This is a genomic window from Bacillus sp. FCW2 (assembly GCF_021228595.1).
Taxonomy (GTDB): Bacteria; Bacillota; Bacilli; order Bacillales; family Bacillaceae; genus Bacillus; species Bacillus velezensis.
On sequence record NZ_CP089436.1, the window covers coordinates 2,623,075 to 2,637,705 of the forward strand.

General features: G+C 49.2%; 15 protein-coding genes. 2 read left to right on the forward strand and 13 right to left on the reverse strand.

The window, feature by feature from the left end; genetic code table 11:
• Window positions 1-6 precede the first annotated feature (6 nt).
• The 7 genes from K3G25_RS13225 to K3G25_RS13255 all read right to left on the reverse strand — a co-directional run bounded on the left by K3G25_RS13225 (window position 7) and on the right by K3G25_RS13255 (window position 4,954).
• Entirely contained in the window at window positions 7-1,326 is a 1,320-nt protein-coding gene (locus K3G25_RS13225) for a purine/pyrimidine permease (protein WP_072176923.1), read from the reverse strand.
• An 18-nt stretch (window positions 1,327-1,344) separates the two neighbouring features.
• Window positions 1,345-1,767 carry a YwdI family protein gene (locus K3G25_RS13230; protein WP_032860150.1) on the reverse strand — a complete coding sequence of 141 codons (423 nt, stop codon included), beginning with the start codon at window positions 1,765-1,767 and terminating at the stop codon, window positions 1,345-1,347.
• Between the two features lie 59 nt (window positions 1,768-1,826).
• Window positions 1,827-2,510 (reverse strand): uracil-DNA glycosylase, encoded by a 684-nt coding sequence (locus K3G25_RS13235; RefSeq protein WP_021494756.1) that lies wholly within the window; start codon window positions 2,508-2,510, stop codon window positions 1,827-1,829.
• 14 nt (window positions 2,511-2,524) lie between these two features.
• Window positions 2,525-3,331, reverse strand: coding sequence for a glycosyltransferase family 2 protein (locus K3G25_RS13240; RefSeq protein WP_232489345.1), 807 nt, complete (start codon window positions 3,329-3,331; stop codon window positions 2,525-2,527).
• A gap of 84 nt (window positions 3,332-3,415) precedes the next feature.
• A complete protein-coding gene (locus tag K3G25_RS13245; RefSeq protein ID WP_046560132.1) occupies window positions 3,416-3,943 on the reverse strand; it encodes a hypothetical protein in 528 nt (175 codons plus the stop codon).
• Between the two features lie 44 nt (window positions 3,944-3,987).
• Window positions 3,988-4,623 (reverse strand): permease prefix domain 1-containing protein, encoded by a 636-nt coding sequence (locus tag K3G25_RS13250; protein ID WP_160183110.1) that lies wholly within the window; start codon window positions 4,621-4,623, stop codon window positions 3,988-3,990.
• Window positions 4,616-4,954, reverse strand: coding sequence for a PadR family transcriptional regulator (locus K3G25_RS13255; protein ID WP_003150960.1), 339 nt, complete (start codon window positions 4,952-4,954; stop codon window positions 4,616-4,618). The genes K3G25_RS13250 and K3G25_RS13255 overlap by 8 nt, the downstream gene beginning before the upstream one ends.
• Window positions 4,955-5,103: 149 nt before the next feature.
• Here K3G25_RS13255 and K3G25_RS13260 point away from each other — a divergent pair, with 149 nt between their 5' ends.
• A complete protein-coding gene (locus K3G25_RS13260) occupies window positions 5,104-5,916 on the forward strand; it encodes a bifunctional hydroxymethylpyrimidine kinase/phosphomethylpyrimidine kinase (RefSeq protein ID WP_095271322.1) in 813 nt (270 codons plus the stop codon).
• A 30-nt stretch (window positions 5,917-5,946) separates the two neighbouring features.
• Here the strand turns inward: K3G25_RS13260 and K3G25_RS13265 are convergent, their stop codons facing one another.
• The 5 genes from K3G25_RS13265 to K3G25_RS13285 form a co-directional block, all read right to left on the reverse strand.
• Window positions 5,947-6,222 carry a hypothetical protein gene (locus K3G25_RS13265; protein ID WP_042635591.1) on the reverse strand — a complete coding sequence of 92 codons (276 nt, stop codon included), beginning with the start codon at window positions 6,220-6,222 and terminating at the stop codon, window positions 5,947-5,949.
• 63 nt (window positions 6,223-6,285) lie between these two features.
• Window positions 6,286-7,725: a sucrose-6-phosphate hydrolase gene (locus K3G25_RS13270; RefSeq protein ID WP_100262080.1), complete on the reverse strand. Its 1,440-nt coding sequence runs from the start codon at window positions 7,723-7,725 to the stop codon at window positions 6,286-6,288.
• Complete coding sequence (locus K3G25_RS13275) at window positions 7,722-9,104, reverse strand: sucrose-specific PTS transporter subunit IIBC (RefSeq protein ID WP_232489346.1); 1,383 nt, start codon at window positions 9,102-9,104, stop codon at window positions 7,722-7,724. The genes K3G25_RS13270 and K3G25_RS13275 overlap by 4 nt, the downstream gene beginning before the upstream one ends.
• Window positions 9,105-9,323: 219 nt before the next feature.
• Window positions 9,324-10,154 carry a PRD domain-containing protein gene (locus tag K3G25_RS13280; RefSeq protein WP_014419179.1) on the reverse strand — a complete coding sequence of 277 codons (831 nt, stop codon included), beginning with the start codon at window positions 10,152-10,154 and terminating at the stop codon, window positions 9,324-9,326.
• Between the two features lie 23 nt (window positions 10,155-10,177).
• Window positions 10,178-10,492, reverse strand: a complete 315-nt coding sequence (locus K3G25_RS13285; RefSeq protein WP_003150952.1) for a hypothetical protein — start codon at window positions 10,490-10,492, stop codon at window positions 10,178-10,180.
• 525 nt (window positions 10,493-11,017) lie between these two features.
• On the opposite strand from K3G25_RS13285, the gene K3G25_RS13290 reads away from it, so the two are divergent.
• On the forward strand, window positions 11,018-13,429 hold the full coding sequence (locus K3G25_RS13290) for a S8 family peptidase (RefSeq protein ID WP_115941165.1): 2,412 nt from the start codon (window positions 11,018-11,020) through the stop codon (window positions 13,427-13,429).
• A 41-nt stretch (window positions 13,430-13,470) separates the two neighbouring features.
• Here the strand turns inward: K3G25_RS13290 and K3G25_RS13295 are convergent, their stop codons facing one another.
• Window positions 13,471-14,472, reverse strand: coding sequence for an LLM class flavin-dependent oxidoreductase (locus tag K3G25_RS13295; protein WP_094296203.1), 1,002 nt, complete (start codon window positions 14,470-14,472; stop codon window positions 13,471-13,473).
• Window positions 14,473-14,631: the final 159 nt, after the last annotated feature.

Genomic DNA, 14,631 nt, shown 5'->3' on the forward strand with positions numbered 1-14,631 from the left:
CAAAATTCAACGTCCGCCGTCCGATGACACGAGATTGTCGGATTTTTTCTTTTTGATAAGCTGAATTCGGTCAATCGCTATCGCCAGCAGCGTCCCGAGCACAAGGCCGTTGCTTAAGAGCGAAATCAGGATCGGGTGCATCCCTGATAACGCGCTCTCCGGCACAAACATTACGCCGACCCCCGTCAGGAGCGCCAGACCGATAATGGAGCGGATTCGTTTTTGCTCCGCTTTCTCATAAGAGTCAAACTCCGTAAAGGCAAGACCCGCCATCGTGGAAAAAACGACGAAGTTTACCGCAAAGCCGACCGGTGAGGGCAGACTCGCAAACGCATTCATAAATAGCGGGATCATACTGATGATCATGACAAATACACTTCCCAAAAGAAACGGCTTTTTCGAAGGAAGCTTCGTCGTCTCAATAAAACCGGCCGCCCCTGAAATCGGTACAGGCGCAATGCCCCCTGACAGCCCGCTCAAAAGGTGGCTGATCGAAGCCGCAAACCCTGCCGGACGCTCACGCCGCTTCCCAACGGTGCCGCCGAATTTTTTCACCGCCGCTTCTACAACCCGGATGCTCGCGAGCATGTTGACAATCAAAAGCACGGTAATGAAGAGTGACGTAATGATCAGGCCGCTGTCAAACACGGGTTTTCCAAACGGAAAAAGAGCCGGCAGCTGAATTATGCGGTCCGGTATTTGAATCGGTTTGGCTGCGCCGAAGACGGCGAATAAGATCCATCCGCCGGCAAGCGAAAGGAGAATCGCATACTGTCTTAAGAACGTAACATTCGATCGGGACATGATGAACATCGCCGCCGTCACAACCATGGCGAGCCCGAATACAAGGCCGTCGACGCTGTTTTTTAAATAGCCGATGCCTAAAAGGCCTTTCACAATCGGCTGACTCAGCTGCATGACCAACAGCAGCAGATACACACCGGTCACAACCGGCGTAAACAGCACGGCCAGCCGTTCAATCACTTTAAAAAGGCTGAACAAAAAGAAAAAGACAGCGCTTAATAACAGCGCCCCCTGCAGCGCCCGCAGCGTCTCGCCGAATGTCGCAAACACCGTGCCCGTCAGTCCGCCGTAAATCGTGTATACGCCCCACCATAAGCCTGCCGGGCTTTCATTAATCGGCAGACGATGTCCCTGGAGACATTGGATGACCGCGGCGACGCCAAGCACAAAAAATGTGCTCTGAATCAATGCGGCAGAATCGGCATGGTTCAAGTGAAATGATTGTGCGATGGCGACAGGAACTACAATCGCAGCCGCAATCATAAATGCCGTCCATTGCAAACCCCCGAGTATCAGTTTCAAGTCAATCAACCTCTCCTGTTAAAAATCGAAAATGGAATCCCCGTTCCCGTCTTCCTCACGTTCGTCTTTCGCTTTTTTCTGATATTGATTCAGCCCGGCGCTGCCCATCATTTTTTCAAGCAGCAGCGGGTCTGTCGAAGGAGACGCGGAAGGTTTCGGCGCCGCTTTCGGAATCGGATTCTGCACAGGCGCCGGAGCGGTGTGCGTCTGAGTGCCGAGCACGACATCACACAGAGAGCGGATGGCGGCCGCGTGCATTTTGACTTCCTCGGTGCGGGTCGCCGTTTTCGCCTGCCTCAGTTCTTCTTCCATCTTCTGAATCAGAGCAGAGATATGTATGTTCATGAGTAAATCCTCCAGCAGTAATTTGTCTTCTTCCTGCATTTTATCAAATTTCTGAGCGAATCGCAGAATTGAGTTTGTTATTTTTTCTGGCGGCATACCGCCCGGAACGTCAAAAAAGACGCTTCCGCCGGGCGGAAGCGCCTCAAAAAAAACGTTTATTGCGGCAGGTCGGGGATGCACCAATCGATCGGCTGCTCCCCCATTTTTTCAAGGGCGGCGTTTGTACGGGAAAACGGTCTGCTCCCGAAAAAACCGTTCCTTGCCGAAAACGGGCTCGGATGAGTCGATTCAATAATAATGTGTTTCGATGTGTCAATGCGCTCTTTTTTCATCTGCGCGTGACGCCCCCACAGGATAAAGACAATCGGTTTCTCTCTTTCATTCACCACATCAATGATGCGGTCAGTGAGCCGCTCCCATCCCTTGCCTTTGTGGGAATTGGCCTGACCGCGGCGAACCGTAAGCACTGTGTTTAACAAAAGCACTCCCTGCTTCGCCCAGCTGACGAGCGATCCGTGGTTCGGTACGGAGCAGCCGATATCTTCCTGAAGCTCTATGAAAATATTTTTCAAAGACGGCGGCTGTCTGACCCCGGGCTGAACGGAAAAACTAAGCCCGTGCGCCTGTCCTGGCCCGTGATACGGGTCCTGTCCGAGAATGACCGCTTTTACATCCTCATAGGGCGTATAATGCAAGGCGTTAAAAATATCATGGCTGTCAGGATAAATCGTTTGGCTGCTGTATTCTTGTTTCAGCATCTCTCTCAGCTCTTGATAATACGGTTTGTCAAATTCATCTTTCAGCTGATTCCACCAGCTGTCCTTTAAAAGCTGTTTCAAACTGTCCGTCCCCCTTATGAACTGTGCAGTCTTGAATGGACGGGCTTTCCGTCCCACACAATGTCAGTCGGCGCCTCCCGCCTCTTCATGTCCGGCTCTTCAAGAAGAACCGCGAAGTTTTTCGTCGGGAGCTCCCCAAGCCCGTGCTTTTCGCTTAACCGGTCTAAGTACCGCTTCCGTTTGCCGCCGAGATCCGCGGACTGATTGCCGCCTCCCTCAAAAAACGCATATATGACGCTCGCGCAAGGAACACGCTTCACACGGTGCTGTTTCGCGGCGCGCAAATAAAAGTCCCAGTCCCAATAATTATGGACATCCGGATCAAAATACCCTAACGTGTCATGCAGAGAACGCCTGTACATGCTGCCCGACGGAACGTACGTGGAAAACACCCGCATATCCGCATAATCCGCCGTATAGGCGAACGGCTTTCGTGACACCGGGTATCTCGTGCCGCCCCGTTCTTCAAATGACACAATTTCCGCGTCAGAATGGACAAAATCCGCATCAGCAAGTGCAGTCGCCATTCTTTCCAAATGGCCCGGCGTAATGAAATCATCATCATCGCACAGCATGATACAATCACCCGACGCTTTTTTCACACCTGCGTTCCGCGCTTCCACATGTCCGGCATTCTGTTCTAAATCAATAATCTGAATCGGCAGATCGCTGTACAGCTGCTTCGCTTGTTCGACCGATTCCCCGGCATCATTTACGATGATGACTTCATAAGGCTTTATGGTCTGCATGGAAATCGACTCCAGCAGCTCACACAAAGCCGGAATCCGGTTATACGTGACTATGACAATTGATATATTCATGACCCGCTCCTTCTGCTTTTTCTCATGTTCTATTAAAACATAAAGCGGCGGAGAGATCAGGGGGGATTTTTGATTTCGGCCCATTCAGAAACAAATCCAGGTCATGCCCGCCAGCAAAACGAGAATGATCAGAAGGTCTCCCCAAACAGTGCATACCGCCTTGGCATTAAGTCTGCCCGCCTCCATGGCGTTCCAAAGTTTTGATTGATAAACAGGCACCAACACCATCGCATAGCATGTGCACAAGCAGACAAAAGCCGGCGGGACAAGCGCACATCCATCCTCATGCCAATCATGAATCAGTTCCGGTATACTCACTCCGCTGTCAATGTACAAGTATAATATACCCGCCAGCGGAATGAGCGAACTGATCTGCAGCTCGAAAAGTTTCACCTTCCACTCACGCGCAAACGAAACGGCCCAAATCCATCCCAGCGCATAAAACAATAGAAGAAGCAAAATACTGAAAACAACAAAAATAGCGTCTTGCATCCCATTCAGAACCATAATAAAAAGACTCCCAACGGGCAATGCAAGAACCAAGCCGCAGACGGTAAATACGGTAACGGCTATTTGGGCGCACGCGCCGTACATCCACGAACCTAATCTCATTTTAACACCCCTATATAGATTCCCTATGTATATAGTGAAAAAGATCAGGCAAGTCTCTGCCTGCCTGCATAAAAACCTATTTTGCCGCAAAACGGAAAACATACCGTCACAACAGCGCATACTGCCGCAAAACTCGGTGTGACCGCCGAAGGAAACAGCCCAGCCGGAACCAGATTGAACAAAAAGACAAACATAAAACATAGATTCGGCACCATTGAAGCCCATACCGTCCGCTCAGCAAGCTTTTTGCCGCCAGCCCCGAACTCCTTGCCAGCTTGATAGCCGATTTGGAACCAATACAGCACATAACCGATCATAATCAGCCATACTGACACGGAAATCCCTTTCCACAGCGCGTCAACAGCGGGATGAATCTTCCACGCGTGCATCATCGTAATCATCGCCCCCATCACAAAAAGACCGCAGTTGCAGAACAGATAAAAGAACATAAAAGTCCGCGCGGGCACCGCCGAAGCTTTTTGAAAAGCAGAGATAATCTCAGACGGAGTCCCCACTTCCCGCAGAATAAGCGCCATCGCTTCGCTTTCGGTTTTGCCTTTTTCCAGATGATCACATATGGCATGATGAATATGGCTTTCGATTTCCTTTAATAATTCACGGCTTCCGGCCTTGCCTTCCAGCCCTTTTCTGATTTCCTGCACATAAAGGTCTTTATCCATTCTGCCCGCCCCGCTTCAGCATCCGGTCCATCAGAGCAGAGAACAGATTCCATTCCTTCGTCCGTTCGGCTAGAATGTTTTTTCCTTCATCGGTGATCCGGTAATATTTTCGGTCCGGCCCTTTGGTCTGCTTTTCCCAGTAAGAAGAAATATAGCTTTGGCGTTCAAGCTTATGAAGCGATGGGTACAGCGTGCCTTCCTTCATTTGCAGTTCATTCCCGCTTCTTTTCTCCATTTCTTTCACAAGTTCATACCCGTACATGGGCCGTTCATTCAGCAGCGTCAGCACCAGAATGACCGTGCTTCCCTTTACAAGCTCCCTGTTGAGCATTTATTTTTTCACCCTTACCTAGTAATCTTATGTAGGTATTGTACGCACATCCCCCGCGGCTGTCAAATCATTCCTCCAAGCCTTCCGTATTGTGATCGGGAGAAAATCTAACTATAATGAGATATAAAACACTGATGGAGGCCATTGATATGTCAATGCACAAAGCACTTACTATTGCCGGTTCTGATTCCAGCGGCGGCGCGGGAATTCAGGCCGATTTAAAAACATTTCAAGAAAAAAACGTATACGGAATGACGGCTTTGACCGTGATCGTAGCAATGGACCCGGAGAACAGCTGGGATCATCAAGTATTTCCGATCGATGCTGATACGATTCGCGCACAGCTGGCGACGATTGTTGACGGAATCGGCGTAGACGCCATGAAAACGGGAATGCTCCCTACCGTGGAGATCATAGAGCTTGCGGCGAAAACGATTAAAGAAAAACAGCTGAAGAATGTCGTTATCGATCCTGTCATGGTCTGCAAAGGAGCGAACGAAGTGCTGTATCCGGAGCATGCCGAAGCGCTTCGCACCCAATTGGCGCCGCTGGCAACCGTCATCACGCCAAACCTGTTTGAAGCAAGCCAGCTGAGCGGTATGGATGAATTAAAAACGGTGGAAGACATGAAAGAAGCGGCCAAGAAAATTCACAAACTCGGCGCGAAATATGTATTGATTACAGGCGGAGGCAAATTGAAACATGAAAAAGCGATCGACGTGCTGTATGACGGAGAAACCGCGGAAGTATTAGAAAGCGAAATGATTGATACACCTTACACGCACGGAGCCGGATGCACATTCTCCGCCGCCGTGACGGCAGAACTGGCCAAAGGCGCTGAAGTGAAGGAAGCCATCTATGCGGCGAAAGAATTTATCACCGCGGCAATCAAAGAATCCTTCCCGCTGAACCAATACATCGGACCGACTAAACATTCGGCGATGCGTCTTAGCGGAAAATAAAATAAATATCCCCCTCATGATCGAGGGGGATTATTTCATTTTTTTCGCGGATGACCGCAAAAACATCTCAATAGACTGCACAAACAGCGCATATTCCTTCATCTGTTCATATGTATGCATCAGCCGATCACTCCATTCATTGTGCGGCTCAGCCCTCTTGAGCATGCGATTCAGCTGAAGCAATACTTCTTTATATTCTTCCCGCTTATCTTCCACTTGCTCTGCGGCTTTGACAAGTAAACATTTCGGCGTCATCTTCTGATTTTTCAAAACTGAGAAAACAACTCCTTTTATTCCTGGAATCATAGTCTTTCGTTTGAAGAATAGCACAGATGGCATAGGTTTCACATAAGAAAAAAGAACGATTTTCTACAAAAGTGTCCAAATTGAGCCATTTATTTCCGTTTTTCCTACCGAAGTGACGGTTACGTCATCATTTCCCGGGAAAGGAAAATATCTGGCGCTGAAAACCTCTTCTCCATCATTCAAAAACAATTCGATCGAGGATGCATCCAGAAAGAGCTGCACGGAATGCACCCCGCTGATGGCGCAGCTTCTCTTTTCTTTTTCTTCTCCGCTGAAAGCGGTGCGCTCCAGCACAGCCAGCCCCTCTTCCTGATGAAAAATAAACCGGGCCGCGCCCCGAATTGAGATTTCAAAACCGGATTCGCAAGTGATATCTTCCAGCAGCACTTCAGCCCGGGACGCATCTTTCACCGGCAGGCTTACAGACGAGCACTCCAATTGAAGACGGCGCTTTTGCTCATCCGTGCGGCGTGATTTCATTTCCGGAAGCGGACGCTGTATGATTCTGCCGTTGGACAGTGACAGCTGTCTCGGCATCGTTAAGCAGTGAATCCAGTGATACGCATGTGTCGGATGTTTGTCCTCATGCTGATCCGGAACGCCCATCCACGCGAACAGAATTCTCCGTCCCTTATCATCTTCCAGCGTCTGCGCCGCGTAAAAATCAAATCCTCTGTCAAGCTCCGTAAATTCACCGTGCTTAAATTCTGGCGGCTCTGTATGAAACCTGCCGAGGAAATAGCCCGCCTGGTAGCTGTTATGATACTTTATCCCGTCGGCTTCAAGCCCCTGCGGACATACGAGCAGCACGTCGGTTCCGTCAAGGGAAAACAGGTCGGGACATTCCCACATATAGCCGAATGACCCAAGACCGCCGGATTCCGCCCCTGCAATCGCACCGAGAAACGTCCAATCCGTCAAGTTCTCTGATGTAAACAACACAGCGCTTCCGGTGAGCTTTTCTGTCTGCGCGCCGAGCACCATGTAATACGCTCCGTCTTTCTTCCATACCTTCGGATCACGGAAATGAGCGGTATAGCCTTCCGGGAGACGCGCGACGACTCCTTTTTTTTCAAACACGATCCCGTCTTCGGATACGGCGAGGCATTGATACGTTTCCCGATTGCCTTCTCCGTCACGGACATTGCCTGTGTACATTAGGCAGAGGCGCCCGTCTTTTTCGATGGCGCTTCCGGAATAACAGCCGTTTTTGTCATACCACTCACCCGGCGCAAGCGCGATTTCTTCCTCTTTCCAATTAACGAAATCCTTCGTCGTCACATGCGCCCAAAATTTCGCGCCGTGCCCCGTATGAAATGGCTGCCATTGAAAAAACAAGTGATATACGCCGTTCCATTGGATCACGCCGTTCGGATCATTTAAAAGCCCGACCGGCGGCATAATATGATAGTTCTGGCGGTATGGATCTGACGCGGCTGTTTCTTGCCGCTTCTTTTTCGCTTCCTCAGCCTGCAGGCGCAGCTCTTGATCCGGTGTCCTCATTTGACGGCCTCCTTTTCTTTAGCTCCCATAATGTAAGCGGCAATAAACGCTGAGACAGAGGCGATGCCCATTCCGATCAGATAGTTTATAAGATTTCCTAAACCGAGCGGAGCCGTGATGGCAATCATCGGAATTCCGGTCAGACCGTAGGCATTGGCGGCGACACCGGTCACCACGACATAGGCTCCGCCCAGCGCTCCGCCGATCATTCCCGCGATAAACGGCTTGCGGTATCTTAGGTTCACACCGAAAATGACTGGTTCGGTTACGCCGAGAAAAGCGGAAAATGCGGCAGGCAAAGCGATTTCTTTCATTTTCGTTTTTTTCGTCAGGAAAAATACAGCCAGTCCCGCCGCACCCTGAGCGACATTCGCCATCGACCAGATAGGAAGGATATAGTTTCTGCCCAAATCAGCGATGAGGCCGGCCTCAATCGCATGAAAGCTGTGATGCACACCGGTAAGCACAATAAGCGGATAAAGACCTCCGAAAAGCAGTCCGGCAACAATGCCCGCATGATCATACACATACGTCAGCGAGACGGTAATGCCTGATCCGATCGCCCTGCCAAGCGGACCGATTGCGATAAAGGTGATAAATCCTGTGACAATCACCGTGACAAACGGCGTGACCAATAAATCGAATGCGTGAGGCACAATTTTTCTCGTGCCCTTTTCCACTTTGCTCATAATGTAAACGGCTAACAGTACGGGGATGACCGTCCCTTGGTAGCCGAGCAGCGCAATGTCGAAGCCGAAGAGCTGCATAAAATCAGGCGGTACATCCGCAAGCCCCCACGGATTCAAAAGCGCCGGATGGATCATAATTCCCCCGAGCACGGCACCGAGAAAGGCATTACCGCCAAATTCCTTCGCCGCGCTGAACCCGATGAATACGGGCAGGAAGATAAACGCCGCGCTTGAAAACATGTCTAGAAGCTTAAACAGCGATGATTGTTCAGACACCCAGTGAAAAGCCTTCATCATGCCGAGCAGCCCCATTAAAAGTCCGCTTGCCACGATAGCCGGAATGATGGGAACGAATATGTTAGACAGTGTTTTCGCAAATCTTGCGGCCGGATTCAGCTTTTTTTTCGCTGCGTCCTGATGTGTCTCACGATCCTCCCGCTCCAAATCGGCTTCTTTTGAAAAAGCGTCATACACTTTATTCACGAGGCCGGTGCCGAATATAATCTGATATTGCCCCGAGCTGCTGAAAGCCCCTTTTACTCCTTCTGTCTCTTCAATGCCGGCCTGGCTGATCTTCTGTTCATCTTGAATGACGAGCCTGAGCCGTGTGGCGCAATGTGTCGCGCTGATGATATTTGATTTCCCTCCGATGTGTTTGATAAGCTGTTTTGCCGTTTCTTGATAATTCATTATGTATCCCCCTTTCTAAAATCAAAAAAGACCTAAAATTCGCCAATGAAAAAGGTCAGCATGATCCCTTTTTCATGTACGCAAATTTTAGGTCTTGCCTGCATTACCAGTCACAATCCCGCCGGATTCAGTTTTTTTAATGCGCTTTCATTCTATTCCATGATAGCGCTTTCGTCAATATGTTTTCAAAAAAAAAGTCTGTTTCTCGAAACAGACGCGTTATTCCGGGTTTTTTTGCAGACGCTGGACATGCAGCGTGATATAGCCGGCCTCGGATTCCGGCAGTTCCAAATCATATTCAGTTTTTAAAAACGCCGCCAGTTCAAGCGCACACCGATAAGCAAACGGATACTTTTTTTGGATGAAATAAAGCATCTCCTCGTCCATGGAATGGAGTGCTTCATTTGAGTCCAACCGGCTGACCGCATACCGCAAGTGCGTGACGAGGCGCTGATAGGAAATACTGTCTTCATCCACCTTCTGTTCGAAAAAGGATTCGATCTTTTCGATCATTTCTTTGATCATGGTTGTATGCTTCATCGCCGAATACATGCTTTTGGCATCCGCCTTGGCAGTGTGGATATGAAGCGCGATATACCCCGCCTCATCATCAGGCAATGATATACCGAGGGTTTGTTTCACGTGTTCAACCGCCCAGCGGCCGATCTCATATTCTTTTTTATAAAGCGCCTTAATTTCATGAAGCAATCGGTTATGCACCTGAAGGCCGTTTTGAATCCTTTCGATCGCAAAGGATAAATGGTCCGCCAGCGCAATGTGGATGTGATCGTTCAAAGGTGCCGCAAGCTCTCCCTCCGCATGGCTGATGATATCTTCAGCCGCCTCTATATGCTCTTCGGGAAGCGTTTCTAACACTTGTTTGAACTTTTCATTTTCGTCGTGCACGACAAATATTTTTTCAATTTTATGCTTTTGAATCACATCATTTTTTCTCTTTTGAAAAGCGATTCCGGGACCCATTACGATCTTTTCCCGTCCGTCTTCTTTTATTAACGCCGCATTGTTGTTTAATACTTTGTCTATTCTCAAGAGGTTCGCTCCCGTTCATATGTTTAGTGGGATTGTACCCTCTTTTTCATATGATGTAAAGGTGCCGGACCCGCGCGCTCCCGTTTCGGCAATTCTTTGCGGACAGGCATCCATCGGTTTTTATCCAGCCTGCCGCGGGCCGATTTCGTTTCATCGGTCAAATCCGCCGATCGGACACGGCTCACAAACGAAAAAGCCCCAGCCGTCCGCTTCGCTTTCTTATGATAAGCCGCTTGGTTTCCGTACACGGCGGCTAATGGATATCTTCCGTTACCCGGCGCCATCCAGTTCATCAGAAAGACCATCCACACCCGTAAAGATACTAGCAAACGTTTCATTGCAAATCATCCCTCCGCTTCTTTTTGACAGACAGCTTGTTCGCAGGCCTGTTTTTCTCTCCGCTTTAACGGAAAAGGCGGCCGATCCTTCTCCGCTAAAAACTAGCGGGTCTAGCAACCCTATGACTCTATGATAGACGCGGCCGGGCGAATTGTTTGTCACAATATGAGTGAAAAAACAAACTAGTTTTCAGAAGTTTTGTTGAAAGCTGATGGAAATGACCTGAAAAATGGAAAAGCCGATAAAAAAAGTTATACACACCTTATCCCTTGGTTAAGCACAGCTTAAACACAGTGTATATCCACATATCCACAAACTCGATCTATATTTTGTATAGGAACATTCGTTCCCAACAATATATATACACAAATTTATTCAGTTATACACAGGATTCTGTGTATAACTCCCTCCTTATTCACAGACCAATTTCCATAAATGAGTCATATGTCACAAGGATTATTTTGAATTTTCAAGAAATATATACTAGATTTCTAATTTAGATAAAGAAAAAGGGGGAAACACGATTGAAAAAAGGAATCATCCGTTATCTGCTTCCGGCTTTTGTCTTATCCTTTACCTTATCCACAAGTTCACAGGCTGCGCCGGCTTCAAAACCGCAAACTCCTGATCTTGAGAAGGCTGAGGTGTTCGGTGACATTGATATGACCACCGGCAAACAAACGACAGTCATCGTGGAGCTGAAGGAAAAGTCACTGGCGGAAGCAAAGGAACTCGGCAAAGCACAGACAAAAAGCAAGCTGAAAAGCGAACGCTCAAAAGTGAAAAAGAAAGCGCTCAAAACCATTAAACACGGAAAAATCAACAGGGAATATGAGCAAGTGTTTTCCGGCTTCTCCATGAAACTCCCGGCAAATGAAATCCCCAAACTGCTGAGTGATCAGGATGTCAAAGCGGTTTATCCGAATGTCACCTATCATACCGATCAGCTCAAAGATAAAGACATCACCCTATCTAAGGATGCCGTGTCTCCGCAGATGGATGACAGCGCGCCTTATATAGGGGCAAATGACGCGTGGAAGCTCGGCTATACGGGTAAAGGCGTCAAGGTTGCCATTATTGATACCGGTGTCGAATATAAACACCCTGACTTAAAGAAAAATTTCGGACAATATAAAGGATACGATTTTGTGGATAACGATTACGATCCTGAAGAAACGCCGTCCGGTGATCCGAGAGGCGCGTCGACTGACCACGGAACCCATGTCGCGGGCACGGTAGCGGCAAACGGAACGATTAAAGGCGTCGCGCCGGATGCTACACTCCTTGCCTACCGTGTGCTCGGTCCGGGCGGAAGCGGAACAACAGAGAACGTCATCGCCGGCATCGAACGCGCCGTACAGGACGGAGCGGATGTCATGAACCTTTCTCTCGGCAATTCTGTGAATAACCCAGACTGGGCGACAAGCACGGCGCTTGACTGGGCGATGTCAGAAGGCGTCACGGCCGTTACATCAAACGGAAACAGCGGGCCGAACAATTGGACCGTCGGCTCTCCGGGAACGTCCAGAGAAGCCATCTCCGTCGGAGCGACCCAGCTGCCGCTGAACGAGTACGCCGTCTCCTTCGGTTCCTATTCCTCAGCGAAAGTAATGGGCTACAACAAAGAAGATGACATAAAAGCACTGAATAAAAAAGAAACAGAGCTCATAGAGGCGGGTATCGGCGAGCAAAAGGATTTTGAAGGCAAAGATCTGAAAGGAAAAGTCGCTGTCGTCAAACGGGGCAGCATCGCCTTTGTGGATAAAGCCGACAACGCCAAAAAAGCGGGCGCGATCGGTATGGTTGTGTATAACAATGCCCCGGGAGAAATTGAAGCCAACGTACCGGGCATGTCAGTGCCGACGATTAAGCTTTCATCAGAAGACGGCGAAAAACTCGTCAGCCAATTAAAAGCGGGCGGCACAAAAGCGACATTCAATTTATCCGTGGCTAAATCGCTCACTGAACAAATGGCAGACTTTTCGTCACGCGGTCCGGTTATGGACACGTGGATGATTAAACCTGACGTCTCCGCTCCCGGCGTAAACATCGTCAGCACCATTCCGACCCATGATCCGGCCGACCCGTACGGCTACGGATCGAAGCAGGGAACGAGTATGGCTTCCCCGCATGTAGCCGGCGCAGCTGCCGTCATCAAGCAGGCCAAACCGAAATGGAGCCCGGAACAAATAAAAGCCGCTCTCATGAACACCGCGGAAACCTTAACGGACGCGGACGGTGACGTATACCCGCATAATGCGCAAGGCGCCGGAAGCATCAGAATCATGAAGGCGATCAAAGCAGACTCCTTAGTCGCCCCGGGAAGTTATTCTTACGGAACGTTTATGAAAGACAAAGGCAATGAAACGAAAAAAGAAACCTTTACAATTGAAAACCAATCGTCCATCAGAAAATCATATCAGCTCGAGTACTCTTTCGACGGCACGGGCATTACCGTTTCGGGCACAGACCGGGTCGTGATCCCCGCTCATCAAACCGGAAAGGTCAATGCCAAAGTAAAGGTCAATGCCAAAAAAGTAAAGGCAGGCACCTATGAGGGAACCGTCACAGTGCGTGAAGGCGGAAAAACAGTCGCAAAAGTGCCGACGCTGCTGATTGTAAAAGAGCCGGACTATCCGCGCGTGACGTCAATCGACGTGCAGGACGGCACAACGCAGGGAACCTACCAAATTGAAACCTATCTTCCGGCGGGAGCCGAAGAGCTTGCCTTCCTTGTATATGACAGTAATCTTGACTTTGTCGGCCAAGCCGGCATTTACAAAAAGCAGGATAAAGGCTATCAATATTTCGACTGGAACGGCAAAGTCAATGGTGACACCGCACTGCCGGCAGGAGAATATTATATGCTGGCCTATGCCGCGAACAAAGGGAAATCAAGCCAGGTGCTGACTGAAAAACCTTTTATCATTGAATAACCGAACAACCCTGCTGGAGCATCAGCAGGGTTTCTTTCTGATCATTCGGCAAAAGCTTCTCGAAGCAGGCGGTATGACTGAAGTTTATCTTCAAAATGATGAGTAATGGTCACAGCCATCACTTCTTCTGTTCCGTATGCTTTACTGAGAGCCAGAATCTGTTCTTTCACTTGCAGCTTCGTTCCGATGATCATTCGATTCCGATTATCGGCAATTCGTCTTTGTTCATACGGTGTATACGTATTTCCGCGGACGGTTTCGTAAGACGGTACACCGTGAAGCGGAATCCCCTGTTCACCCGCAAGCAGTGTATAATCCATGACAGCCGCGAGTTCCTCCGCTTTCTCCTCCGTATCCGCGCACAGCACAAACACCGCCACGGCCGTTTTTGATTCTTTTCCTAATGCGGAAGGTTTAAATCTGCGCTTATATTGTGCCGTCGTGCTTTCTCCGCCTTCTCCATTAATAAAGTGGGCAAACATATAGCCTGCTCCCGTTTCTGCGCTCAGAAGCGCGCTTTCCCCCGATGAACCGAGAAGCCAGACTTCCGGCGCCGTCTTAATAAGGGGTGATGCGGTCAGATTCGGAAAACGGTGATTGTCATCGGCTGCATCATGCAAATACATCGCCAGCTCACGAATCTGCTGCGGATATTGATCAGCATTCCGCTTCCCGCCGTCATTCAGCGCCCATGATGCGATCGGCATTCCGCCCGGCGCTCTCCCTAATCCGAGATCGATTCTGCCCGGCGTCAAACCTTCAAGCACGCGGAAATTCTCCGCCACCTTATATGCGCTGTAATGCGGAAGCATGACACCGCCCGATCCTACACGAATCTCATTCGTTTTCGCCGCAATATGGCTGATCAGCACTTCAGGGCTTGAACCCGCCAACCGCTCTGAAAAATGATGCTCTGACACCCAAAACCTCTTATATCCGAGCTTTTCCGCCTCCTGCGCCAGTCTTACTGTATTCCGCAGAGCACTTTCCGCAGAACTCCCTTCTGATACAGGAGATTGATCTAATATGCTTAATGAAATCATCACTGTCACCTCCTCAACATCGTACCACTGCTAAGCCGTTTTTTCTTTCTGTATGCTTATAAGCATCCCTGATGATAAACATTTATATACCTTGTTCCATTTTGTCGAAATATGTTACACGTGAAACATAAAAAAACCTCTCCCGGGGGACTGACCCCT

Coding starts and splice junctions, on each gene's coding strand:
- K3G25_RS13255 (WP_003150960.1), bottom strand. CDS start 4,954: ATGCTCAACAGGGAGCTTGTAAAGGGAAGCACGGTCATTCTGGTGCTG.
- K3G25_RS13230 (WP_032860150.1), bottom strand. CDS start 1,767: ATGCCGCCAGAAAAAATAACAAACTCAATTCTGCGATTCGCTCAGAAA.
- K3G25_RS13275 (WP_232489346.1), bottom strand. CDS start 9,104: ATGAATTATCAAGAAACGGCAAAACAGCTTATCAAACACATCGGAGGG.
- K3G25_RS13245 (WP_046560132.1), bottom strand. CDS start 3,943: ATGAGATTAGGTTCGTGGATGTACGGCGCGTGCGCCCAAATAGCCGTT.
- K3G25_RS13260 (WP_095271322.1), top strand. CDS start 5,104: ATGTCAATGCACAAAGCACTTACTATTGCCGGTTCTGATTCCAGCGGC.
- K3G25_RS13250 (WP_160183110.1), bottom strand. CDS start 4,623: ATGGATAAAGACCTTTATGTGCAGGAAATCAGAAAAGGGCTGGAAGGC.
- K3G25_RS13265 (WP_042635591.1), bottom strand. CDS start 6,222: ATGATTCCAGGAATAAAAGGAGTTGTTTTCTCAGTTTTGAAAAATCAG.
- K3G25_RS13270 (WP_100262080.1), bottom strand. CDS start 7,725: ATGAGGACACCGGATCAAGAGCTGCGCCTGCAGGCTGAGGAAGCGAAA.
- K3G25_RS13295 (WP_094296203.1), bottom strand. CDS start 14,472: ATGATTTCATTAAGCATATTAGATCAATCTCCTGTATCAGAAGGGAGT.
- K3G25_RS13240 (WP_232489345.1), bottom strand. CDS start 3,331: ATGAATATATCAATTGTCATAGTCACGTATAACCGGATTCCGGCTTTG.
- K3G25_RS13285 (WP_003150952.1), bottom strand. CDS start 10,492: ATGAAACGTTTGCTAGTATCTTTACGGGTGTGGATGGTCTTTCTGATG.